This window comes from Desulfurivibrio modestus, assembly GCF_044068625.1.
GTDB lineage: Bacteria > Desulfobacterota > Desulfobulbia > Desulfobulbales > Desulfurivibrionaceae > Desulfurivibrio.
In genome coordinates this window covers 1-20,896 of the sequence record NZ_JBIPKH010000025.1, presented here as the reverse complement: position 1 = coordinate 20,896, position 20,896 = coordinate 1, and the positions used below count along the sequence as shown (strand labels likewise).

Below are 20,896 nucleotides of genomic sequence, written 5' to 3'. Positions count from 1 at the left end.
TGGAGGAAACGAAATGGCAGGAAAGGTGTGCAAGAGCAAAAGCGGCGGTTGCGCCCAGAAGGCGGCTCCGGCGCCCACTCAGGGCCACGAGTTTTCCCTGAACGCCCCGGAGGCCGCCGAGGTTTATCTGGTGGGGGATTTCAATAGCTGGGAAAACGGCAAGGGCAAGATGCGCAAGCTGAAAAGCGGGCTACACAAAAAGAGCCTCAAGCTCAAGCCGGGCCGCTACGAGTATCGCTTCGTGGTGGACGGCCAGTGGTGGACCGACCCGGACAACAGCCAGCGCTGCCCCAACGCCTTCGGAGAAGAGAACTCGGTGATCGAGATCGGCTGAAGGTATGCCGCTTTTCGCCGGCCAGCCCCAACAAAAAAGCCCGGAAATTGCTTCCGGGCTTTTTTGTTGGGCGGCTGGTCGGGTCAGGTTCAGCCCAGGCGGATCAACTCCTCGCCAGGCTTCACCGCGTCCCCCACCTTGACCGCGATACTTTCCACCTTGCCGGCCACCGAGCTGTTGATCGGGGTCTGCATCTTCATCGCCTCCAGAATCAGCAGGCGATCCCCCACCTTGATCTCATCGCCCACCTTGACGCTGACCTCGCAGACATTGGCTCCGAAGGGGGCCCGGTAATCACCGGCCTTGGCCAGCTCCTCGATCTCGCGCTTTGAAAGTTTAACCGCCTTGGCCTCGCCGCCGTTGCCCTGCTCCGCCTCCGGCTCGAACTCGTAGCGCCGCTCGTGGTGATCGACATTGAGGTAGACGTGGGCCTTGCCGGTCTCATCCTTCTGCATCGGCCCGATCTCGATCACATGCTCCTTGCCTTCATGGTCGCGGAACTTGACGATCTCGCCCAGTTTGAAGCCGCCCCGGCGCAATAAAACCGCCGGCGGCAGCACGTAAACCTTGCCGAATTTCTCTTCAAACTTGAAGAAAGCCACCGCGTCGTTGGGATGCTGGAGGTAGGAGACCAGTTGCTGCTCGGTGGGCTCATAGCCCAGTTTTTCGGCCAGGTTGCGCCGCTCCTGCTCGATATCCATATCCTCGATGGCGTCCATCCCCCCCTCCCGCTTCAGGATCTCCTGCCAGTCGGGACCGAAGATCTTTTCGTAAATCCAATCGGCCGGCTGATAAAAGGGGAAGGGGCCGTACTTGCCCAGCAGCAGGTTTTTCAGGTCGCCGGAGGGGTTGCCGTAGCGATCCCCCCCCTGGACATTGGCCACCGCCGTGGTCCAGAGGATCTGGGAGCCGGGGGTCACGCTCCAGAAGTTGCCCAGCTCCTTCTGGACCTTGGGCAGCTCCTGGTGCAGAATGGCGGGCATCTTCTGCAGAAAGCCGCCCTTGGTGGCCTGCTCGAAGCTGCTGCCGGCGGCCCCGCCGGGGAGCTTGTGGATCTGGACGGTGGGATCGAAACCCTTGAACTGGGACTCGAAATATTCGTAATACTGCCGTTCGCCCCGCAGCACCTCCGAGGTCTCCACCACCGCCTCTTCATTGAGGCCGATGGCCTTATAGCCGTACTCGCTCAAGGTGTTGACCGCGGTCAGGATCGAGGGCGGGCCGTAGAAGCCGGAGAAGGCGTGGTCGGAGGCATCGACGATCCTGGCCCCGGCCTGGACGGCGGCGGTGATCCGGCCCACATCATTGCCGTCGGTGTTATGGCCGTGGTAATGGACCACCATCTCCGGATATTTCTGCAGGATGGCATCCACCAGGTCGCCGATCCGTTTGGGGGTGCCCAGGCCGCCGTGGTTCTTGATGCAGAGTACGATCTCGTGGCCGGTGACCTCGAGGATCTCCCCCACCTTCCTGACGTAGAACTCGTTGGTGTGTTCCGGGCCGGTGGAGAAGCAGACCGCCGGCTCGAGAATCTTGCCCGCCTTTTGCACCTCCTCGAACACCGCGACCATATTGGGCACGTGGTTCAAGAAGTCGAACACCCGCCAGACATCCACATACTTGGCGAACTCGCTGACCACCAGCCGGATCACGTTCTGGGGGTAGGGGCGATAACCGAAGAGGTTGATCCCCCGGCACAGGGTCTGAAACATGGTTTTGGGCATCTTCTCCCGCAACAGTTCCAGCTTGAGAAAGGGGTCGACCTGCTTGCGCAGGATATCCACGTGGATCGAGGCCCCGCCGGTGATCTCCAACGAGAAGAAGCCGGCCTCCTCCCGGGGTTTGGCGGCCAGCAGATCGGTATGGAGCAGGATCCGGTTCTTATAGTCGGACTGGGAGAGGTCGCGGGCGGTATTGGTCACATAGTAGCCGTCGGCTCCGCGCAGATTTTTCAGCGCCTCGCTGGGGCTCATGCCGTGGACGATTCGTTCCATAGATCTATCTCCTTATATCGCGTAGGGGTTTTGCTTACGGTAGTGGATCTCGGCGATCAGATGGGCCAGCTTGTTGCCCTCGGACTCCACCTCGTCGTAATCCAGCAGGTAGGAGTGGGTATCCAGGAAGGAGGTGTTGAAATCCCCCTTCTTGAAGTCGGGGTCCTCGATCACCCGCAGATAAAAGGGGATCGTGGTCTTGGGGCCGATGATCACGAAGTTGTTGAGGCAGCGGCGCAACCGGTCCACTGTTTCATTCCAGGAAAAACCGTGGACGGTGAGTTTGACCAGCAGGGAGTCGTACACCTCGGGGATGGTGTAACCCTGGTAGGCGAAACCGTCCAGGCGCACCCCGTAACCGCCGGGGGAACGATAAACATCGACGCTCTTGCCCCCCTCGGGCATGAAGTTGTTCTGGGGATCCTCGGCGTTGACCCGCACCTCGATGGCATAACCCCGGATCTGGACATCCTGCTGGCCAAAGGCCAACTTTTTGCCCAGGGCCAGTTTGATCTGGGTGCGGACGATATCGATCCCGGTGACCATCTCGGTGACCGTATGCTCCACCTGAACCCGGGTGTTGATCTCCATGAAGTAGTAGTTGTAATCCTTGTCCACCAGGAACTCCACGGTGCCGGCGTTGAAATAGTTGGCGGCCTTGGCGGCCTGAACCGCGGTTTGGCAGATCTTGTCCACCAATTGCTTGTCGGAGATCAGGGAGGGGGCGATTTCGATCAGTTTCTGGTTACGGCGCTGGATGGAGCAGTCCCGGGAGCCCAGGTGGATGGTGGTGCCCTCATGGTCGGCGATCACCTGGACTTCGATATGTTTGGGCGTCAGCACCAACTTCTCCAGGAAGACCGCGTCGTTATTAAAGGCCGCCTTGGCCTCGGCCCGGGCCACCGGAATCTCGGCCCGCAGCTGCTGCTCGTCGTCGATCCGGCGAATACCGCGGCCGCCGCCGCCGGCGGTGGCCTTGAGCATCACCGGATAACCGTGGGTCTGGCAGAATTCAACGGCCTCCTTGACTCCGACCTCGCCCGGCGCCAAGCTGGAAGTGCCGGGGACCAGGGGAATCCCCGCCTCCTGCATGATCCGGCGGGCGGTGACCTTGTCGCCCAGAGACTGGATCACCCCGGAAGGGGGACCGATGAAGATAATCCCGTTATCTTCGCAGGCCTTGGCGAAATCGGGGTTCTCGGCCAGGAAGCCGTAACCGGGATGGATCGCCACCGCGCCGGTTTTCCTGGCGGCGGCGATCACTTTGGCGATATCCAGGTAATCGCAGCGGGGTCCGTCCCCCAGCCAGACCGCCTCGTCGGCGGTGCGGATATGCAGGGCTTCATTGTCCGGGGTCTCGTACACCGCCACCGCGGTGTGACCCAGTTCCTGGATGGCGCGGATAATCCGCAGGGCGATCTCTCCACGATTGGCGACAAGGATCTTCTTTTTCAAGGCACACCTCTCTTAACAGAAGGTTTCTGACCACAGCTTACAAACGCGGCAAATTATGATTTATGGGCACAAAACACAGGAAGGGCCGGAAAGTCGCTTGCGAAACTATGAATTTTTCGCAAAAAAAGGGTCCACCTTCACCGGTGGACCCCCGCGAGGACCCTGTAGCGATCACGCTCGACCGAGCAGACTACCATAGAAGATCACCCCGGGCAAGAGCGGGGCCATCTTTTTTCTCCAGGCCGGCCAGGGCCTCGGCGGCGGCCCGGCGCTCCGCCTCCTTCTTGCGGCCGGCCTCTCCCCGGCCCAGGACCCGCCCCCGGAAAATGACCGCCACCGCAAAACGGCGCGCGTGGGGCGGCCCCTCTTCACTCTCCAGCAGGTACTCCGGCGCCGCTCCGTAGCGCTCCTGCAGGAGCTCCTGCAGGGCGCTCTTGCTGTCGCTCTGCCCCAGGGGCGGGGGCGCGGCAACCCAGGGGGCGAAAAGCCGGCCCAACAGGGCGTGGGCCGCCGGGTAGCCGCCATCCAGATAAACCGCCCCGATCACCGCCTCGAAAGCGGCGGCCAGGATGGAGGGTTTGGCCCGGCCGCCGCTCTGCTCCTCGCCCCGACCCAGGCGCAGCAAGGGACCCAGGCCGATCTCCCCGGCCAGGAGCGCCAGATGGCTCTCGTTGACCAGAGCCGCCCGGCGGCGGGAAAGATCCCCCTCCCGCATCGCGGGATCGTACTCATAAAGGAGGGCGGCCACCGCCAGATCCACCACCGCGTCGCCCAGGAACTCCAGGCGCTCGTTGTTCTCCTCGGCCTTGCCCCGCTCGGCGGCCCAGGAGCTGTGGATCAGGGCCCGCGCCGGCAGCTCCGGCCGGGCAAACCGATAAGCCAAACGCCCACCCAGGGTGGCGACCGCCTCTTGCCAGGATTCCTCTAGCTCCATATTTCCCTTGTCAAAGCAAGTAATTTTGTTTAGGTTTGCCGTTTGTCGAAAGGCGGCGTAGCCAAGTGGTAAGGCAGTGGTCTGCAAAACCATTATTCACCGGTTCAAATCCGGTCGCCGCCTCCAATCGATAATCTTGGGGGATTCACCGGACTGCGGCGATCCCCCCTTTTTTTGCCCTGCCCCCTGGACAAAGGGGCACAATAAGCGGACAATACCCCATGGCCCAATCCCTGGAAAACAAAATCGAAGCAGCCCTGACCGCCGGCGAAAGCCGCCGGAGCATTCTGGAGCGCCTCAAGCAGAGTGAAGAGCCGCACAAACTGCTCTTCCATCTCAACAATATCTCCAATCCGGTCCGGCGCGGCAAGTATCTCTACCTCAACCTGCTGCTGGCCCTGATCCTGCTCTTCGTCACCAGCAAGAAACTGCTGGCCATCGTCCTCTTCGGGGCCTTCGACCTGCTGCTCTTCCTCTCCCTGGTGGTACCCATCATCAACTTCTACCTCCTGCGGGAGATACTCCGATTCCGGCGAATCGGCTACCAGTTTCTGGCGGTGCTGGCCACCCTCTCCCTGCTCCACCCCGAGAACCACTTTTTCCCCGAATTCCCTCTCCATCTGGCAATGGCCGGGCTTGCCGGCCTGCTCTATTTCAAACTGTTCCCCAAGGCGGAACTGATCAAAACCCTGGAGAAATAGCGAGACAGCGACCATGGCCCCCAAAAACGACGCCCAGAAGATCGCCCCGGAGACCGTCCTCGATTTCCTCCGCGAGACCATGCCCTTCAACGAACTGGAAGACCAGACCCTGCGGGAACTGGCCCGGCACGCGGTCATCGACTTTATCCCCAAGGGCACCGTCATCTTCCGCCAGGGGGAGAGCGAGGTCGAACACTTCTACCTGATCCAGAAGGGCGGGGTCAAAATATATCTGACCAACGACGAGGGGGAGGTCAGCCTCAAGGATTTCCGGGGGGAGGGGCAATACTTCGGCGCCCTGCCCATCATCCAAAACGCCAGGGCCAATCTCAACGTGGAGACGGTGGAGGATACCTTCTGCTTCCTCTTCAGCAAGGCGGCCTTCCGCCATCTGCTGGACACCTCGCCCAAGGTCAGCCACTACTTCCTGCGCAGCCTCTCGGAAAAATTGGTCAACACCGCCTACGCCGAACTGCGGCGCCACCGGGTCGCCCCCCGCACCGAAAGCACCCTCTTTCTTTTCTCCAGCCAGGTGGGTGGTTGCATCAAGGGAAAACCCCAGACCATCGCCGCCGATCAGTCGGTGCGCCGGGCCGCCGCCCGGATGGCCGAACTGCGCATCGGCTCCCTGCTGGTCACCGACCCCGGCGGTAAAATCATCGGGATCGTCACCGACAAGGATCTCAGGACCAAGGTGGTAGCCGCCGGGCTGGATTACCAGACCCCGGTGACCAAAATCATGGCCGCCCCGGTCCAGACCATCCCCGCCCACGCCGTCTGTTTCGACGCCATGCTGCGGATGATGCGGCGCCGGATCCACCATCTGGCGGTGGAGAAGCAGGGGGAGATCATCGGGATGATCACCACCCACGACATCATGCTGCTCCAGGGCACCTCACCCCTCTACCTCTTCCGGGAGATCGTGGCCCAGCGCACCCTGGAGGGACTGCACCCCCTGGCCCGCAAGGTGCCGTCGGTGGTCCGCACCCTGATCGAGGAGGGGGCCAAGGCCAACAACATCACCCGGATGATCACGGTACTCAACGATCATATCCTGGAGCGGCTGTTGACCCTGCTGATGGAGGACCTGGGGCCGCCCCCCCTCCCCTTCTGCTGGCTGCTGATGGGCAGTGAGGGGCGCAGCGAGCAGACCTTCAAGACCGACCAGGACAACGCCCTGATCTACGCCTGGCCCGAAAACGAGGAAAAGCGGGAAGCGGCGGCCAACTATTTCAAAAGACTCAGCGAACGGGCCATTGAAAACCTGGTGGCCTGCGGCTATCCCCTCTGCCCCGGCGAGATGATGGCCAGTAACCCCAAATGGCGGCTGCCGGCGCCGGAATGGAAAAAACAGTTCGATTCCTGGATCCGCACCCCCGAGCCCAAGGATGTGATGCACTCCACCATCTTCTTCGATTTCCGGGGCGGCTACGGCGACATCTCTTTAGCCAACGATCTGCGGGATCATCTGGTGAAAAGCATCCCCGGTCAGGAGCTCTTCCTCTACCACCTGGCCAGAAACGCCATGGAAGCCCGACCGCCCCTCTCCTTTTTCCGCAACTTCATCGTCGAAAAGGATGGCGAGCATCGCAACTCCCTGGACCTTAAGACCAAGGGCCTGGTGCCCTTTGTCGATTTCGCCCGCCTTTTTGCCTTAAAACACGGGATTCGCGAAAGCAACACCTTGGGCCGGCTGCAACTGCTGCATGAAGGGGGCCATCTCTCCGCGGAGATGTACAACGAAACGGTGAAGGCCTACGAATTTCTCATGCAGTTACGCCTGGTTCATCAACTGTTCAAGATGGAGGCCGGCGAGCAGCCGGACAACTATATCAACCCGGCCCAGCTTTCCGAGCTGGAAAAGCAGACCCTCAAGGAATCCTTCGAGGTGGTGCGGCGCCTGCAGAACCATATCAAACAGGAGTTCCGCCTGACCGAACGGTAAGCGGGCCAACCCATGCTGAAAAATCTGCTGGCCCGGTTGGGGCTCACTCCTCCCGAACATCCCCTTTTTGCCGCCAACCACCTCTATTTCAGGGGCCTTGATCAGAACCTGCCCCTGGCCGACTACGATTTCGTGGTCTTCGACACCGAACTGACCGGGCTCAACCGCCGGCGGGACGAGATCGTCTCCATCGGGGCGGTGCGCATCAGCAAACTGCAAATCAGGGTGGGGGAATCCTTCTATGCCCACGTCAAACCCGCCCGCTCCCTGCCCAAGGACAGCACCCTGATCCACCGGATCACCCCCCAGCAGCTCAAGGAGGCCCCGACCCTGGCCCGGGTACTGCCCGGCTTTATCAGCTATTGCGGCCACTCGCTGCTGGTGGGACATTACGTCGGACTGGACATGGCCTTTCTCAACCGGGCCTGCCGCCAAAATTACGGCTCACCGGTCTTCAACCCCTGCCTGGACACCATGATCCTGGCCCAGAGCTATACCGAAATGCAGTGGAGCCAGTATCACGACCGGTTCCGCATGGATATCTCCTACAACCTGGCCGCCCTGGGCAAGCAGTACGGCCTGCCGGAGTTCACCCACCACAACGCCTACGAGGACGCCCTGCAAACCGCCTACCTCTTCCTCTATCTGATCAAAAAGATGCACCATCTGGGAATTACCACCCTGAAGGACCTCTACAACGCCGGCCAGGGCTGGCGACGGCTGTTTTAAATTTTTATTGCTTTTTTTTATGAGTTTGCGTACTTTATTTCGCCGTTTAACCATGGGTAATCTGACCCGCCGACTAAAAGATCAGGAGGAGAGAGGCAATGACCAAGGATATGTCCTTGTACTGGAAGAAAAATCTGACCTACATGGTGATCCTGCTCACCATCTGGGCCGCGGTTTCCTACGGCTGCGGCATTCTCTTCGTGGAACAGCTCAACGCCTTTCAGCTGGGCGGCTTCCCCCTGGGTTTCTGGTTTGCCCAGCAGGGGGCGATCTACGTGTTCGTGGTCCAGATCTTCATCTACTACGTGCTGATGCAGAAACTGGACAAAGAGTTCGACGTCAACGAATAGCGACCAACCAGCCCACCGGCTGAACACTTAACAAGGAGAACCGAGACAATGTCGATTCTGGCCTGGACCTACATCATGGTTGGTCTGACCTTCAGCATCTATCTGACCATCGCCTGGATATCCCGGGTGAAAACCACCAAGGGCTTTTACGTGGCCGGCGGCGGGGTTTCCCCCCTGGCCAACGGCATGGCCACCGCCGCCGACTGGATGAGCGCCGCCTCCTTCATCTCCATGGCGGGGATGGTCTCCTTCATGGGTTACGGCGGTTCCATCTACCTCCTGGGCTGGACCGGCGGCTACGTGCTGCTGGCCCTGCTGCTGGCCCCCTACCTGCGTAAGTTCGGCAAGTTCACGGTGCCGGACTTCGTCGGCGACCGTTACTACTCCGACGCCGCCCGCTTCGTGGCCCTGATCTGCGCCATCTTCGTCTCCCTGACCTACGTGGCCGGCCAGATGCGGGGAGTGGGCATCGTCTTCAGCCGTTTTCTCGAGGTTGACGTCAACACCGGGGTGCTGATCGGCATGACCATCGTCTTCTTCTACGCCGCCCTGGGCGGCATGAAGGGGATCACCTACACCCAGGTGGCCCAGTACGTGGTGCTGATCATCGCCTACATGATCCCGGCGGTGGCGATCTCGATGATGATCACCGGGGTGCCCCTTCCCCAACTCGGCTTCGGCTCGGAAATTACCAGCGGCCCCGACACCGGCAAATATTTGTTGGAAACCATCGACGCCTTGCATCGTGACCTCGGTTTCGCCGAATACACCCAGGCTTTCGGCCCCGGCAGCAAAAGCATGCTCGATGTCTTCTGCATCACCCTGGCCCTGATGGTGGGCACCGCCGGGCTGCCCCACGTAATCATCCGTTTCTATACCGTGCCCAGCGTCCGCGGGGCCCGGATCTCGGCCGGCTACGCCCTCTTCTTCATCGCCCTGCTCTACACCACCGCCCCGGCCGTGGCCTCCTTCGCCCGTTACAACATGATCAACACCCTCCACGAAACCCCCTACGCCGAGGCCCCCTCCTGGGTAAAAAACTGGGAGCAGACCGGTCTGATCGCCTGGGTTGACAAGAACGGCGACGGGATCATCCAGTACGGCCCCGGCGCCCCCTTCAGCGGCCGGCCCAGTTTCACTGGCGAAACCGGCGAGCTGGGGCAGCGCCTGCTGAGCAACACCCCCAGCGACAACGCCAACGAGGTCTTCATCGACCGCGATATCATGGTGCTCGCCAACCCGGAGATCGCCAACCTGCCCGCCTGGATCATCGCCCTGGTGGCGGCCGGCGGCCTGGCGGCGGCCTTGAGCACCGCCTCGGGCCTGCTGATCGTGGTTTCATCATCCATCTCCCATGATCTCTATTACCGGATGATCAATCGCCAGGCCAGCGAGGCGCAGCGCCTGCTGGTGGGCCGGGTGATGATCGGGATTGCGGTGCTGATCGCCGGCTACTTCGGCATCAACCCACCGGGCTTCGTGGCCCAGGTGGTGGCCTTCGCCTTCGGCCTGGCCGCCTCGTCCTTCTTCCCGATCATCGTGCTGGGCATCTTCGACAAACGGACCAACCGGGAGGGGGCCATCGCCGGCATGGTGATCGGCATCAGCTTCACCTTCCTCTATATCATCCAGGTCAACTTCATGGGGATGGCCCCCTGGTTCCTGGGAATCAGCGCCGAGGGGATCGGGGCGGTGGGGATGCTGTTGAACTTTATCATCGCCATCGTGGTCTCCCGCCTGACCCCGCCGCCGCCGGCCGAAGTCCAGGCCATGGTGGACAACATCCGCTTCCCGCGGGGAGCCGGCAGCGCTTACGACCATTAAGCCTGCCAAAACCGCAGTTAAGCAGTAGCCTGGGCCGCGCCGGAGTTTTCCGGCGCGGCCCTTTGTTTTGCCCCTGGAGGCCAGCCTTTCTGTTTCCTGTTTGTTCCCGGCCCACTCTGCGTTATAATTGGCGACATGGCTAAGATTCTGGTGGTGGATGATGAACTGAGCATGCGGGAATTCCTCAAGATCCTGTTGGAAGAGGAGGGCCATGGGGTGGAGTGCGCCGACGGCGGCGCGGCGGCCCTGAAGCTGCTCAGGGAGCGGGAGTTCGACCTGCTGATCACCGATATCCGCATGCCGCCTCCCGACGGCCTGGCCCTGCTGGCTCAAGCCAAGGAGATCCGGCCGGAGTTGCCGGTGGTGCTGGTCACCGCCTTCGCCTCCCCCGACGACGCGGTACTGGCCATGAAAAACGGGGCCTTCGACTACATCACCAAGCCCTTCAAGGTGGGGGAGATCAAGGATATCATCCAGGGGGCCTTAAATAGCCGCCGCAACCTTGACCTGCCCCTCCCAACCAGCACCGCCCAGCAACCCGCCAACGAATTTGAGGGAATCATCGGCGGCAGCGCCGAGATGCTGAAGATTTACGATATCATCCGCCGGGTGGCCCCCACCCAGGCCAATGTCCTGATCCACGGCGAATCGGGGACCGGCAAGGAGCTGGTGGCCCGGGCCATCCACCGCCTCAGCCCCGCCAGCAACCATCAGTTTGTCCCCATCATCTGCAGCGCCATCCCGGAAAGCCTCTTTGAGAGCGAGGTGTTCGGCTATACCAAGGGGGCCTTCACCGGGGCCACCGCCAACCGGGTGGGCCTGTTCGAACACGCCAACCATGGCACCGCCTTTCTGGACGAGATCGGCGAACTGACCCCCCTGATCCAGACCAAACTGTTGCGGGTCCTGCAGGAGAGGGAGATCAAAAGGGTGGGCGGCACCGAAACCATCCGGATCAATATCCGGGTGATCTCCGCCACCAACCGCAACCTGGAGGAGGAGATCGTCGCCGGCCGCTTCCGGGAGGACCTCTTCTACCGCCTGGCGGTGGTGCCGATCCGGGTCCCTCCCCTGCGGGAGCGCAAAGGAGACGTGCCCCTGCTGGTTGACCATTTCCTGGCCAAGTACTCCCGGCTCTTCAACAAGGATATCCGCAAGATCTCCTCCTACGCCATGGAGGTCCTGATGGATTACGATTTTCCCGGCAACGTCCGCGAACTGGAAAACATCATCGAGCGGGGCGTGGCCATGGAAAATTCCCAGATCATCCTGCCGGAGAGCCTGACCCTGGCCGGGCAACGGCGGGGCGGCCAGGAGGAGGCGCCGGCGGCCCCCGACCAGGTGATCAACAATCTCACGGAAGCGGCTCTGGAACGGGGCCTGGAGCCGGTACTGGCCGACCTGGAACGGGAACTGATCATCAAGGTTCTGGAGCGGGCCGACAACTCCAAAACCAAGGCCGCCGAACTGCTGAAAACCACCTTTCGCTCCCTGCGCTACAAAATCAAAAAATACCGGATCACCACCCCGCCCCCATGAGCAACCCCGCCAACCCGCCGGCCGGGCCCACCATCAAGCTGACCACCGTCCCGGCGAGCATGGAGGAGAGCGCCGGCGCCACCCAGCTGCTGAAAAAACAGCTTTCCTGGTATTTTCTGCTCCGGGTTATCTTCCTGACCCTGATTCTGGGGATCACCGCCGTACTGGAGGCCAGGGGCCACCGCCTGCCCAGCGACAAGCTGCACTACCCCCTGCTCTTCATCGGCGGAGTCTATCTCTTCACCATCGCCTCGGCGGTGCTGGCCGCCCGCATCAAGGAGCCACGCCGGTTTGCCACCCTGCAGATCATTTTCGATATTCTGCTGATCTCCACCCTGGTCTTTTTCAGCGGCACCAGCCACTCCCTGTTCACCGTGGCCTACTTCCCACCGATCATCGTGGCCGGTTTCATGCTGTTCCGCCGCTGCGCCCTGCTGATGGCGGCAATCAGCACCATCACCTACGGCGCCATGCTTTTGCTGGAGTTCAGCCAGTACAGCTTCGACATCCTGATCAGCGCCCCCCGCCCGGCCGCCGGCCTGGAGCGGCTGCTCAACCTCCTGGCCATCAACGGCATCTCCTTCTTTCTGGTGGCCGCCCTGGCCACCCTGCTGGCCGCCCGCCTCTCCCGCACCGAAGAGGCGCTCTCCCGCACCACCAACCAGTTCGACCGCCTCACCCTACTCTATAAGCAGATCTTCGACGATATCACCACCGGCATCATCACCGTGGACCAGAACTGGGTGATCAGCTCGTTCAACCGGGCCGCGGAGAAGATCACCGGCTACGCGGCAGGGGAGGCGGTGGGAAGGCGGGTGGACCGGATTTTCCCCGGCATCAAGCCGGCCGAGGAGCTTGCCGCCACCGGCCGGGCCGAAACCGAGCTGGTCCGCAAGGACGGCGAACAGGTGCCGGTGGGCTACTCCTGGAGCCGGCTTTACAGCGCCAAACCCGAGGAGAACAACTTCATCCTCTCCCTCCAGGACCTCAGCCGGATTCGCGAAATGGAGGCCAAGGTCCGCCAGAGTGAAAAGATGGCGGCGGTGGGCGAGATGGCCGCCGGCATCGCCCATGAATTCCGCAACCCCCTGGCCGCCATCTCCGGCTCGGCCCAACTGCTGGAACAACGCTTAAGGGACCAACCGGCCCAGGAGAAGCTGTTGCGGATCATCAGCCGGGAGTGCGACCGCCTGGAGGCGGCGGTGAGAAACTTTCTCCTTTTCTCCCGACCGGCCCGACCCAAACAGGAATGGCTCCAACTCAGGGAGGTGATCAATGAAAGTGTGGCCCTGCTGGGGCAAACCCCAACCTGGGGGCCGCGACACCGCCTGGAGTTGGATTTCCCCGGCCAGACCAGGGTCTGGGCCGATCCCGATCAGCTCAAGCAGGTGTTGCTCAATCTTCTGAGCAACGCCTGCCAGGCGATGCCCGACGGCGGCACCATCAGTTGCAATGCCAGCCAGGCCTGGCGGGACGGCCAGCAGGTACTGCTCATCCGTCTGCGGGACGACGGGCCGGGGCTGGCCCCGGCCATCCGGCGCAAGATTTTCGACCCCTATTTCACCACCCGCCAGGATGGAACCGGCCTGGGCCTGGCCATCGTCCACCAGATCATCAGCGGCCATGGCGGCGGCATCAGCGCCGAAAGCAGCCCCGGTCAGGGCACTCTCTTTGTTATCCAGTTACCCAACGGACCAGGTTGACTTTGCCTTGAAAGATGTTAGAATACCCTGGTTTTACACTTCTTGACCGGAACCGGGGCTCCTTCCCTTCCGGCAGTCCCGCCCCAACCCCTGGTTAAACACAAGGAATCAGCCGCCGTGGAATTAAACGTCTTCAGCATGTTCATGGAAGCAGGCATAACCATCAAGGCCGTTATCCTGCTGCTGCTCTTTTTCTCCCTTTACTCCTGGTTCATCATCTTCCAGAAAGAGACCCTTTACCGCAAGGTGCGCCGGGAATCGGCGGAGTTCACCGAAAGGTTCTGGAAAAGCAAGGATCTGGCCGAGGCCCACAAGAACGCCAAGGAGAACGACCTGGCCCCGGAGGCGTTGATCTTTCAGACGGCCTACCAGGAGTTGCAGAAACTCAACAAGTCCCGGAGCGGCGAGACCCGCCTGGAAAATCGGCTGGCCGGCATGGAACCGTTGAAACGGGCGGTCAACAAAAGTCTGAGCATGGAGATCGCCCGCCTGGGCCGCTCCCTGCCCTTCCTGGCCTCCACCGGCAGTGCCAGCCCCTTTATCGGGCTGTTCGGCACGGTCTGGGGGATCATGACCTCCTTCCATGAGATCGGGGTGCGGGGTTCCGCCTCCCTGGCCGTGGTGGCCCCCGGGGTCTCCGAGGCCCTGGTGGTCACCGCCGCCGGCCTGGCGGTGGCGATTCCGGCGGTGGTGTTTTACAACCATTACACCAACCAGCTAAATGATATCGAAGGGGGATGTCAGGCCTTTGCCACCGACTTCCTCAATCTGATCGAGCGGGATTTCCTCTCCCGCCGCTCCACCACCCTCGAGCAATAATCGTGGGAGAATCGCGCGATGGCTTTTGATCTTTCCCCCTCCGGCAAGGGCCGCCAGCTGGTGTCGGGCATCAACGTGACCCCCCTGGTGGATGTAATGCTGGTGCTGCTGATCATCTTCATGATCGCCGCCCCCATGATGACCCAGGGTGTGGACGTTGACCTGCCGGAAACCACCGCCCGCCCCCTGCGCCAGGCCGAAGCGCCGGTGATCATCACCATTGCCAAGAACGGTGAACTCCATTTCGACGATGTGGCGGTGAGCCGCCTGCTTTTAGGGCAGCAGTTGCAGAACCTGGCCCAGCGCCGGGGAACCGAGCAGACCATTCTGCTGCGGGCCGACCGGGAGGTGCCCTATGGTCTGGTGGTGGCGGTGATGGCCGACGTCAAGGAGGCCGGTTTCGACCAATTGGGGATGATCACCCAGCCCCCACAACGGTGAATGAGAACCAACACTTTATTTCGCGCGGGAGTCAGGTGAACCATCAACCGTACAGAGCCGGAAGCCAGGAGCAACCGTGGGGCATTCCGCTGGCCCTGGCGGCGGCAATCCACCTGCTGGCCCTTTTGCCGGCCATGGTCGCTCCCCACCTGAGCTTTTTCCACCGCCAGCGGATGCCGGACTTCCAAACCGTCAGCCTGATCAGCGTGGCCGACCTGCCGGTCCCGCGCCCCCCGGCGGCCCCGCCCCAGCCCCAGCCGACGCCACCCAGGCCCACGCCGCCGCCAACCCCGCCCCCGGCGCCAGCTCCAGCTCCGGCGCCGGCCCCGGCTCCCGCGGCGATACCGGTCCCGGCGCCCCAACCGACGCCGGCTCCCGCCGCCACCCCGGCACCAATCCCCGAGGTGGCCCCCCAGGTCGCCCCCAAGCAGGCTCCGCCCATCTCTCTAAGGCCGCAGCTCACCCGTGACGCCCGGGAGCAACTGGAACAGTTGCGGGAAGCCCAGCGTCGGGAGGCGGAGAGCCGGGCGCTGGCCCAGCAGGCGGAGGTCGCCAGAAGGCAGGCCCTGGACTCGGTGCGCGATCTTTACACCCAGCCGGCCCGAAGCGAAACTCCGACCCCGGCCCCGCCGCCGCCCCAGCCCGCCGCGGCAGCCGGGCCGACCGCCCCCCCCACCGGCGGAACGGTCGCGGTGGATGCCGCAACCCGTGAATATCTGAGCCGTCTCCACAGCCATATCCAAGCCCACTGGTCGCTGCCCAACCTGCCGACCTGGGATGAGCAGCTGCTGGCCACCATCATCGTCACCGTGCGCCGGGACGGCAGCGTCCGCAGCACGACCTTTGAAAAGCGGGCGGAGAACACTTACTTCAATCAACTGGTCCAAAAAGCGATCCAGGACGCCACCCCCCTGCCCCCCTTTCCGGAAGCCCTGCGCCAAAACGAAATGGAGATCGGCCTCCATTTTCGGCCCGGCGAGGTTTTTTGAACATATTCAGGAGAAAAGATGACCACCAAACTTTATTTGTCGCTGACAAAACTCCGGCTGCTGCTTCCCCTGCTGGCCGTGCTGCTGTTGTCTTCCCCCCTGGTCGGGTCGGGCCAGGCCCGGGTCTATCTTGATATCACCTCCCCGGAGTCGCGCAAGATCTCCATGGCGATCCCCCCACTGCTGGACGAGAACCGGCCGGGACAACCCATCGCCGAGGGCCGTCGGATGGCCGATATCCTGGGCCGGGCCCTGGAGTTCCACGGCTTTGTCCAATTGATCGACCCCAAACTTTACGGCGAGAGCCAGGAGGCCGACTGGAGCAGACAGGGGGCCGAATTTGTGGTTCTGGGCCGCTACAGCGAAAGCCCGGATGGCTTCAACCTGGAACTCAGGCTGCTGGATATCGCCGAGGGCAGGATGATCCACGGTCGCCGCTACCAGGCCCCCCGGGAGCTGGTGCGCCAGGTGCTGCTCCGTTTCTGTGATGAGGTGGTGGAGGTGCTCAGCGGCGTCAAGGGGATCAGCCAGAGCCAGATCGCCTTCGTCTCCGACCTGGATAATTACAAAGAGATCTATCTGGCCGACATCCTGGGAGATGATATTCGCCGGGTCACCAGGCACCAGTATCTGGCCCTGGCCCCCCGTTTCACCCGTGACGGCTATGGCCTGGCCTACACCTCCTATCATCGGGGCAACGCCAACCTCTACCAGACCGATACCCGGGAGCTGAAAACCACCCGGGCCATCTCCCGCTGGGAGGGGCTGAACATCACCCCATCCTGGCCGCCCACCGGCGACCGGATGGTGCTGACTTTAAGCCGGGACGGCAACCCCGACCTCTACCTGGCCGACAACAACGGCCGGGTCATGCGGCGCCTGACCAACGGTGAAGGAGTCAATGTCTCCCCCAGCTTCTCCCCGGACGGCCGCCGCCTGGCCTTTGTCTCCGACCGTAGCGGCACCCCCCAGATCTATGTTATGGATATGCGAACCTTGGCGATCCAGCGCTTGACCTTCCAGGGCAACGACAACACCACCCCGAGCTGGTCGCCGGACGGTAAATGGATCGCCTACACCGGCCGGGTGGATGGAGCACTGCATATTTTCATGATCCGCCCCGAAGGGGGGCCGCCGATCCAGGTTACCCGCACCTGGGGCGACCATGAAACCCCGAGCTGGTCGCCGGACAGCCGCCAGCTGGTTTTTGCCCGTAAACGTAACGACCGGGAGGAGATTTGCGCTATTTTCACCAACGGCAGCGGCTTACGCGTGCTGTTTCGCCACGAACCGGGCAACCATTCCATGCCCCAGTGGTCACCCCGCCTGGAAAGATAAAGAATTGACGAACAAGGGAGAATAAAGATGAAAAAGAGCATGCTCAGCTTCGCCCTCTTAGCTGGCCTTACCCCTTTTATGGTCCAGTGCGTGGCCACGGAGCAGGATCTCCGGGGAGTTGATCTGCGTACCCGCACCCTGGACAATCGCTTGAGCGAAGTGGAGCGGCTGACGGAAACGGTGCGCAGCCAGGCCGCCGCCCAGGCCCGCCTGGGCAGCGACCTGGGGAGCATCAACGACCGCCTGTTGCAGCACCAGGGGCGGATGGAGGAGACCGACCACCAGCTGGCCCGCGCCAGGGAACAGCAGGAGGCGGCCCAGCGAAACACCAGCATCCGGCTGGATAATATCGATATCAAGCTCAAGGAGGTCGCGGAACTCCTGGAGGCCCGCGACCGCAACCTGACCGCGGCTCTGGATGAAATGACCAGGCAGCAACGGGAAAACAGCCAGCAGATTCAGGAGCTCAGGGAGCAGCGGGCCAGGGAGGCGGCGGAACGGGCGGCAGCGGCGGCCCGGGCGGCGGAAGCGGCCAAACGGGAGGCCGAAGAGCGGGCCCGGCGTGAAGCGGCGGAACGGGAGCGGGCCAGGACCGCCAGCGCCCCGGCCCGCGCTCCGGCCGGCGGTCCCAAGGAGATCGTGCCGGAAAATATGAAGCAGAAGGTGGACTCAGCCGAGAGCGCCCCCACTCCCACGGCTCCGGCCAGCCGGCCGGAAACCCGGGCTGAAGCGACCCCCGCCCCGGCTGCCGGCCAAAACCTCTATGAGCAGGGCCGCAACCATCTGCGGGATAAAAAATACCAGGATGCCTACGCGGCCCTGGCTCGCTTTCTGGAGCAGACCCCCCGCGGCGAAACGGCGGCAGAAGCCCGTTTTCTGCTGGGGGAAAGCCTCTATCACCTCAAGGAATTTGAACTGGCGATCCTGGAGTACCAGAAGTTGATCGCCGACTTTCCCGGTAACGCCCGGATCCCCGAGGCCCTGCTCCGCCAGGGGATGGCTTTTGAAGAGCTGCGGGAACCCTCCACCGCCGCCATTATCTACGAGCGACTGGCCGGAGAGTTCCCCAACAGCAACCAGGCGAAGCAGGCCCGGGAAAGATTGCAGAAGATCCGTTAACTGGTGATGCCCAGCTCTTTCTCCTTGGCGGCCACCGCCAGGCGGGTCTTGATGGCGGTATCGGAGATCAGACTCATGGAATCGATGCCGCACTCCACCAGGAAGGTGGCGAATTCCGGAAAGTCGCTGGGGGCCTGACCACAGATCCCGATCTTCCGACCCCGGCGCTTGGCGGTGTCGATCACCATTTTGATCATGGTCTTCACCGCCGGGTCCCGCTCGTCATAGATATGGGCCACCAGGTCGGAATCGCGATCCAGCCCCAGGGTAAGCTGGGTAAGATCGTTGGAACCGATGGAGAAGCCGTCAAAGACATCGGCGAAGGCGTCGGCGGCGATCACGTTGGAGGGGATCTCGCACATCACGTAAACCTCCAGGCCGTTCTCCCCCTGGACCAGACCGAACTCCCGCATCACCTCAATTACCTTGCGCCCCTCCTCCGGGGTCCGGCAGAAGGGGACCATCAACTTGATATTGGTCAGGCCCATATCGTTACGGGCCTTGAGCAGGGCCATGCACTCCAGCTCGAAGGCGGGCTTGTATTTGGGATCGTAGTAGCGGGAAGCCCCCCGCCAGCCGATCATCGGATTGGATTCCACCGGCTCGTAAAGCTTGCCGCCCACCAGGTTGGCATACTCGTTACTCTTGAAGTCGGAGAGGCGAACGATGACGTCCCGGGGATAGAAGCCGGCCCCGATCCGGCCCACCCCTTCGGCCAGCTTGTCGATGAAGAACTGTTTCTTGTCATCGGGATAGGCGGTGGTCCGGCTTTCGATCTCCTTGACGATGGCCGCCACCTTGGGGTCGGAGGCCGCCTTCTCTTTGAGCTCGTCAAAGTAGTAGAGGGCCAGGGGGTGGATGCCGATGTGGGAGTTGATGATGAACTCCTCCCGGGCCAACCCCACGCCGTCGTTGGGAATCTGCCCTTCGGAGAAGGCCTTTTCGGGAATACCGACGTTCATCATGATCTTGGTGCGGGTGGTGGGCACCGAGTCGAGATCAAGGCGCTCCACCTCATATTTGAGTAAACCCTCGTAGATGTTGCCGGTCTCGCCGTCGGCGCAGGAGACGGTAACCTCGGCGCCGTTGGGGATCAGCTCGGAGCCGTCACCGGTGCCGATCACGCAGGGAATTCCCAACTCGCGGGAGATGATGGCCGCGTGACAGGTCCGGCCGCCCCGGTTGGTCACGATGGCGGCGGCGATCTTCATGATCGGTTCCCAGTCGGGATCGGTCATGTCGGTGACCAGCACCTCCCCCTTCTTGAAATCGTGGATGTCGGCCACGTTGTGGATCACTGCGGCCTTGCCCTGGCCGATCTTGGCCCCCACCGCCTGACCTGAAGCCAGCACCTTGCCCTGCTCCTTCAGCACATAGGTCTCGATCTCCTTCTTGCTGGTCTGGGAGTGAACGGTCTCGGGCCGGGCCTGGACGATGAAAAGCTCACCGGTCCCCACCTCCTTGCCGTCACCATCCTTGGCCCACTCGATATCCATGGCTTTGCCGTAGTGATCCTCGATGATGCAGGCCCAACGGGACAGGGTGAGGATCTCGTCGTCGCTGAGCACGTAGCTGCCCCGCTCCTCCGGGGTGGTATCGACATTTTTAACCGGCTCGTCGGCCCCGGGATCGGTGTTGTAGATCATCTTGATCTCTTTGCTGCCCAGGCGCTTGCCCACCACCGGCCGCTTGCCCTCATGGAGGGTGGGCTTGAAAACGTAAAATTCATCGGGGTTGACCGCCCCCTGGACCACGTTTTCCCCCAAACCCCAGGCCCCAGTGAGGAACACCGCGTCCTTGAAGCCGCTTTCGGTGTCGATGGAGAAGATTACCCCCGAGGAGGAGGAGTCACTGCGCACCATCTTCTGGACCACGATGGAGAGATAGACGTCGAACTGGCCGAACCCCTTGTCATGGCGATAGGAGATGGCCCGATCGGTGAAGAGGGAGGCGAAGCATTTCTTGCAGGCGGCAATCAGGGCCTCGGGGCCACAGATGTTGAGATAGGTCTCCTGCTGGCCGGCAAAGGAGGCGTCGGGCAGATCCTCGGCGGTGGCCGAAGAGCGTACCGCCACCGCGCAGTTGGGGCCGTAATCCTGCTCCATTTTGCGATAGGCCTCGATGATGGCGTCATAGAGAGGTTGGGGAAATTCGGCGGTGCGGATGATATCCCGAGCCTTCTTACCCCGCTCCTGGAGGTTGCGCAGATCATGGGTATCCAACCCGGCCAGGGCGTCGCGGATCGCCTGCTCAATGCCCGCTTCTTCCAGCAGGTAGCGGTAGGCATAGGCGGTGATCGCGTAACCATTGGGCACACTAACCCCCTTGGACATCAGCTTCTGATGCATCTCGCCCAGGGAGGCGTTCTTGCCGCCGACCAAGGGTACATCGTCGATCAGGATGTCGTCGAACCACAGAATAAGGGCCTGGTCATGTTTTCCCATCATCATCTCCCATCTAATTTTTTGACTGTTTAAGCCTTCGATATAAAACTGAAACCGTGGTGCCAAACCTGATTAATTCCAGGGCGTTCAACATGGGGGAGCAACAACAGCTCATCACCTCAGCTATATAGCTAATCTTGGCCCGGGGGTCAACCGAATTGCCGACATGCCGAGAAAAACCCATCCGAAAAAATTGACGTTAAAACTGGCAACAACGCTGGAGTTTCCTGAAAATCCA

17 protein-coding genes and 1 tRNA gene are annotated in these 20,896 nt (G+C 62.0%); 14 read left to right on the top strand and 4 right to left on the bottom strand.

Going from position 1 to position 20,896, the window contains the following annotated elements:
• Nucleotides 1-13: 13 nt before the first annotated feature.
• The gene (locus ACHHRT_RS12010) at nt 14-334 is read left to right on the top strand and encodes an isoamylase early set domain-containing protein (protein WP_395500015.1); all 321 of its coding nucleotides are present in this window, start codon (nt 14-16) and stop codon (nt 332-334) included.
• A gap of 89 nt (nt 335-423) precedes the next feature.
• Here the strand turns inward: ACHHRT_RS12010 and ACHHRT_RS12005 are convergent, their stop codons facing one another.
• From ACHHRT_RS12005 to rnc, 3 genes are all read right to left on the bottom strand, one after another.
• The gene (locus ACHHRT_RS12005; RefSeq protein WP_395500014.1) at nt 424-2,328 is read right to left on the bottom strand and encodes a biotin/lipoyl-containing protein; all 1,905 of its coding nucleotides are present in this window, start codon (nt 2,326-2,328) and stop codon (nt 424-426) included.
• Between the two features lie 12 nt (nt 2,329-2,340).
• Nucleotides 2,341-3,783 carry an acetyl-CoA carboxylase biotin carboxylase subunit gene (locus ACHHRT_RS12000; protein WP_395500013.1) on the bottom strand — a complete coding sequence of 481 codons (1,443 nt, stop codon included), beginning with the start codon at nt 3,781-3,783 and terminating at the stop codon, nt 2,341-2,343.
• A gap of 190 nt (nt 3,784-3,973) precedes the next feature.
• Complete coding sequence (gene rnc, locus ACHHRT_RS11995; protein ID WP_395500012.1) at nt 3,974-4,717, bottom strand: ribonuclease III; 744 nt, start codon at nt 4,715-4,717, stop codon at nt 3,974-3,976.
• Between the two features lie 51 nt (nt 4,718-4,768).
• On the opposite strand from rnc, the gene ACHHRT_RS11990 reads away from it, so the two are divergent.
• The 13 genes from ACHHRT_RS11990 to ybgF all read left to right on the top strand — a co-directional run bounded on the left by ACHHRT_RS11990 (nt 4,769) and on the right by ybgF (nt 18,214).
• Nucleotides 4,769-4,843: transfer RNA gene (locus tag ACHHRT_RS11990), tRNA-Cys, on the top strand.
• A 95-nt stretch (nt 4,844-4,938) separates the two neighbouring features.
• On the top strand, nt 4,939-5,418 hold the full coding sequence (locus tag ACHHRT_RS11985; RefSeq protein ID WP_395500011.1) for a hypothetical protein: 480 nt from the start codon (nt 4,939-4,941) through the stop codon (nt 5,416-5,418).
• Nucleotides 5,419-5,431: 13 nt separating this feature from the next.
• The gene (locus tag ACHHRT_RS11980; protein ID WP_395500010.1) at nt 5,432-7,363 is read left to right on the top strand and encodes a putative nucleotidyltransferase substrate binding domain-containing protein; all 1,932 of its coding nucleotides are present in this window, start codon (nt 5,432-5,434) and stop codon (nt 7,361-7,363) included.
• Between the two features lie 12 nt (nt 7,364-7,375).
• Entirely contained in the window at nt 7,376-8,092 is a 717-nt protein-coding gene (locus tag ACHHRT_RS11975) for a 3'-5' exonuclease (protein WP_395500009.1), read from the top strand.
• Between the two features lie 98 nt (nt 8,093-8,190).
• The gene (locus ACHHRT_RS11970; protein WP_395500008.1) at nt 8,191-8,442 is read left to right on the top strand and encodes a DUF4212 domain-containing protein; all 252 of its coding nucleotides are present in this window, start codon (nt 8,191-8,193) and stop codon (nt 8,440-8,442) included.
• Between the two features lie 48 nt (nt 8,443-8,490).
• Nucleotides 8,491-10,266, top strand: a complete 1,776-nt coding sequence (locus tag ACHHRT_RS11965) for a sodium:solute symporter family protein (RefSeq protein ID WP_395500007.1) — start codon at nt 8,491-8,493, stop codon at nt 10,264-10,266.
• Between the two features lie 135 nt (nt 10,267-10,401).
• Nucleotides 10,402-11,805: a sigma-54-dependent transcriptional regulator gene (locus tag ACHHRT_RS11960; RefSeq protein WP_395500006.1), complete on the top strand. Its 1,404-nt coding sequence runs from the start codon at nt 10,402-10,404 to the stop codon at nt 11,803-11,805.
• Nucleotides 11,802-13,508: a two-component system sensor histidine kinase NtrB gene (locus tag ACHHRT_RS11955; protein WP_395500005.1), complete on the top strand. Its 1,707-nt coding sequence runs from the start codon at nt 11,802-11,804 to the stop codon at nt 13,506-13,508. The genes ACHHRT_RS11960 and ACHHRT_RS11955 overlap by 4 nt, the downstream gene beginning before the upstream one ends.
• Before the next feature lie 117 nt (nt 13,509-13,625).
• Entirely contained in the window at nt 13,626-14,327 is a 702-nt protein-coding gene (tolQ, locus tag ACHHRT_RS11950; RefSeq protein ID WP_395500004.1) for a protein TolQ, read from the top strand.
• 18 nt (nt 14,328-14,345) lie between these two features.
• A complete protein-coding gene (gene tolR, locus ACHHRT_RS11945) occupies nt 14,346-14,768 on the top strand; it encodes a protein TolR (protein WP_395500003.1) in 423 nt (140 codons plus the stop codon).
• A gap of 35 nt (nt 14,769-14,803) precedes the next feature.
• Nucleotides 14,804-15,757: an energy transducer TonB gene (locus tag ACHHRT_RS11940; protein WP_395500002.1), complete on the top strand. Its 954-nt coding sequence runs from the start codon at nt 14,804-14,806 to the stop codon at nt 15,755-15,757.
• An 18-nt stretch (nt 15,758-15,775) separates the two neighbouring features.
• Nucleotides 15,776-17,095 (top strand): DPP IV N-terminal domain-containing protein, encoded by a 1,320-nt coding sequence (locus ACHHRT_RS11935; protein ID WP_395500001.1) that lies wholly within the window; start codon nt 15,776-15,778, stop codon nt 17,093-17,095.
• Between the two features lie 27 nt (nt 17,096-17,122).
• Complete coding sequence (gene ybgF / locus ACHHRT_RS11930) at nt 17,123-18,214, top strand: tol-pal system protein YbgF (RefSeq protein WP_395500000.1); 1,092 nt, start codon at nt 17,123-17,125, stop codon at nt 18,212-18,214.
• Here the strand turns inward: ybgF and ppsA are convergent.
• Nucleotides 18,211-20,658 (bottom strand): phosphoenolpyruvate synthase, encoded by a 2,448-nt coding sequence (gene ppsA / locus ACHHRT_RS11925; protein ID WP_395499999.1) that lies wholly within the window; start codon nt 20,656-20,658, stop codon nt 18,211-18,213. The genes ybgF and ppsA overlap by 4 nt on opposite strands.
• Nucleotides 20,659-20,896 lie beyond the last annotated feature (238 nt).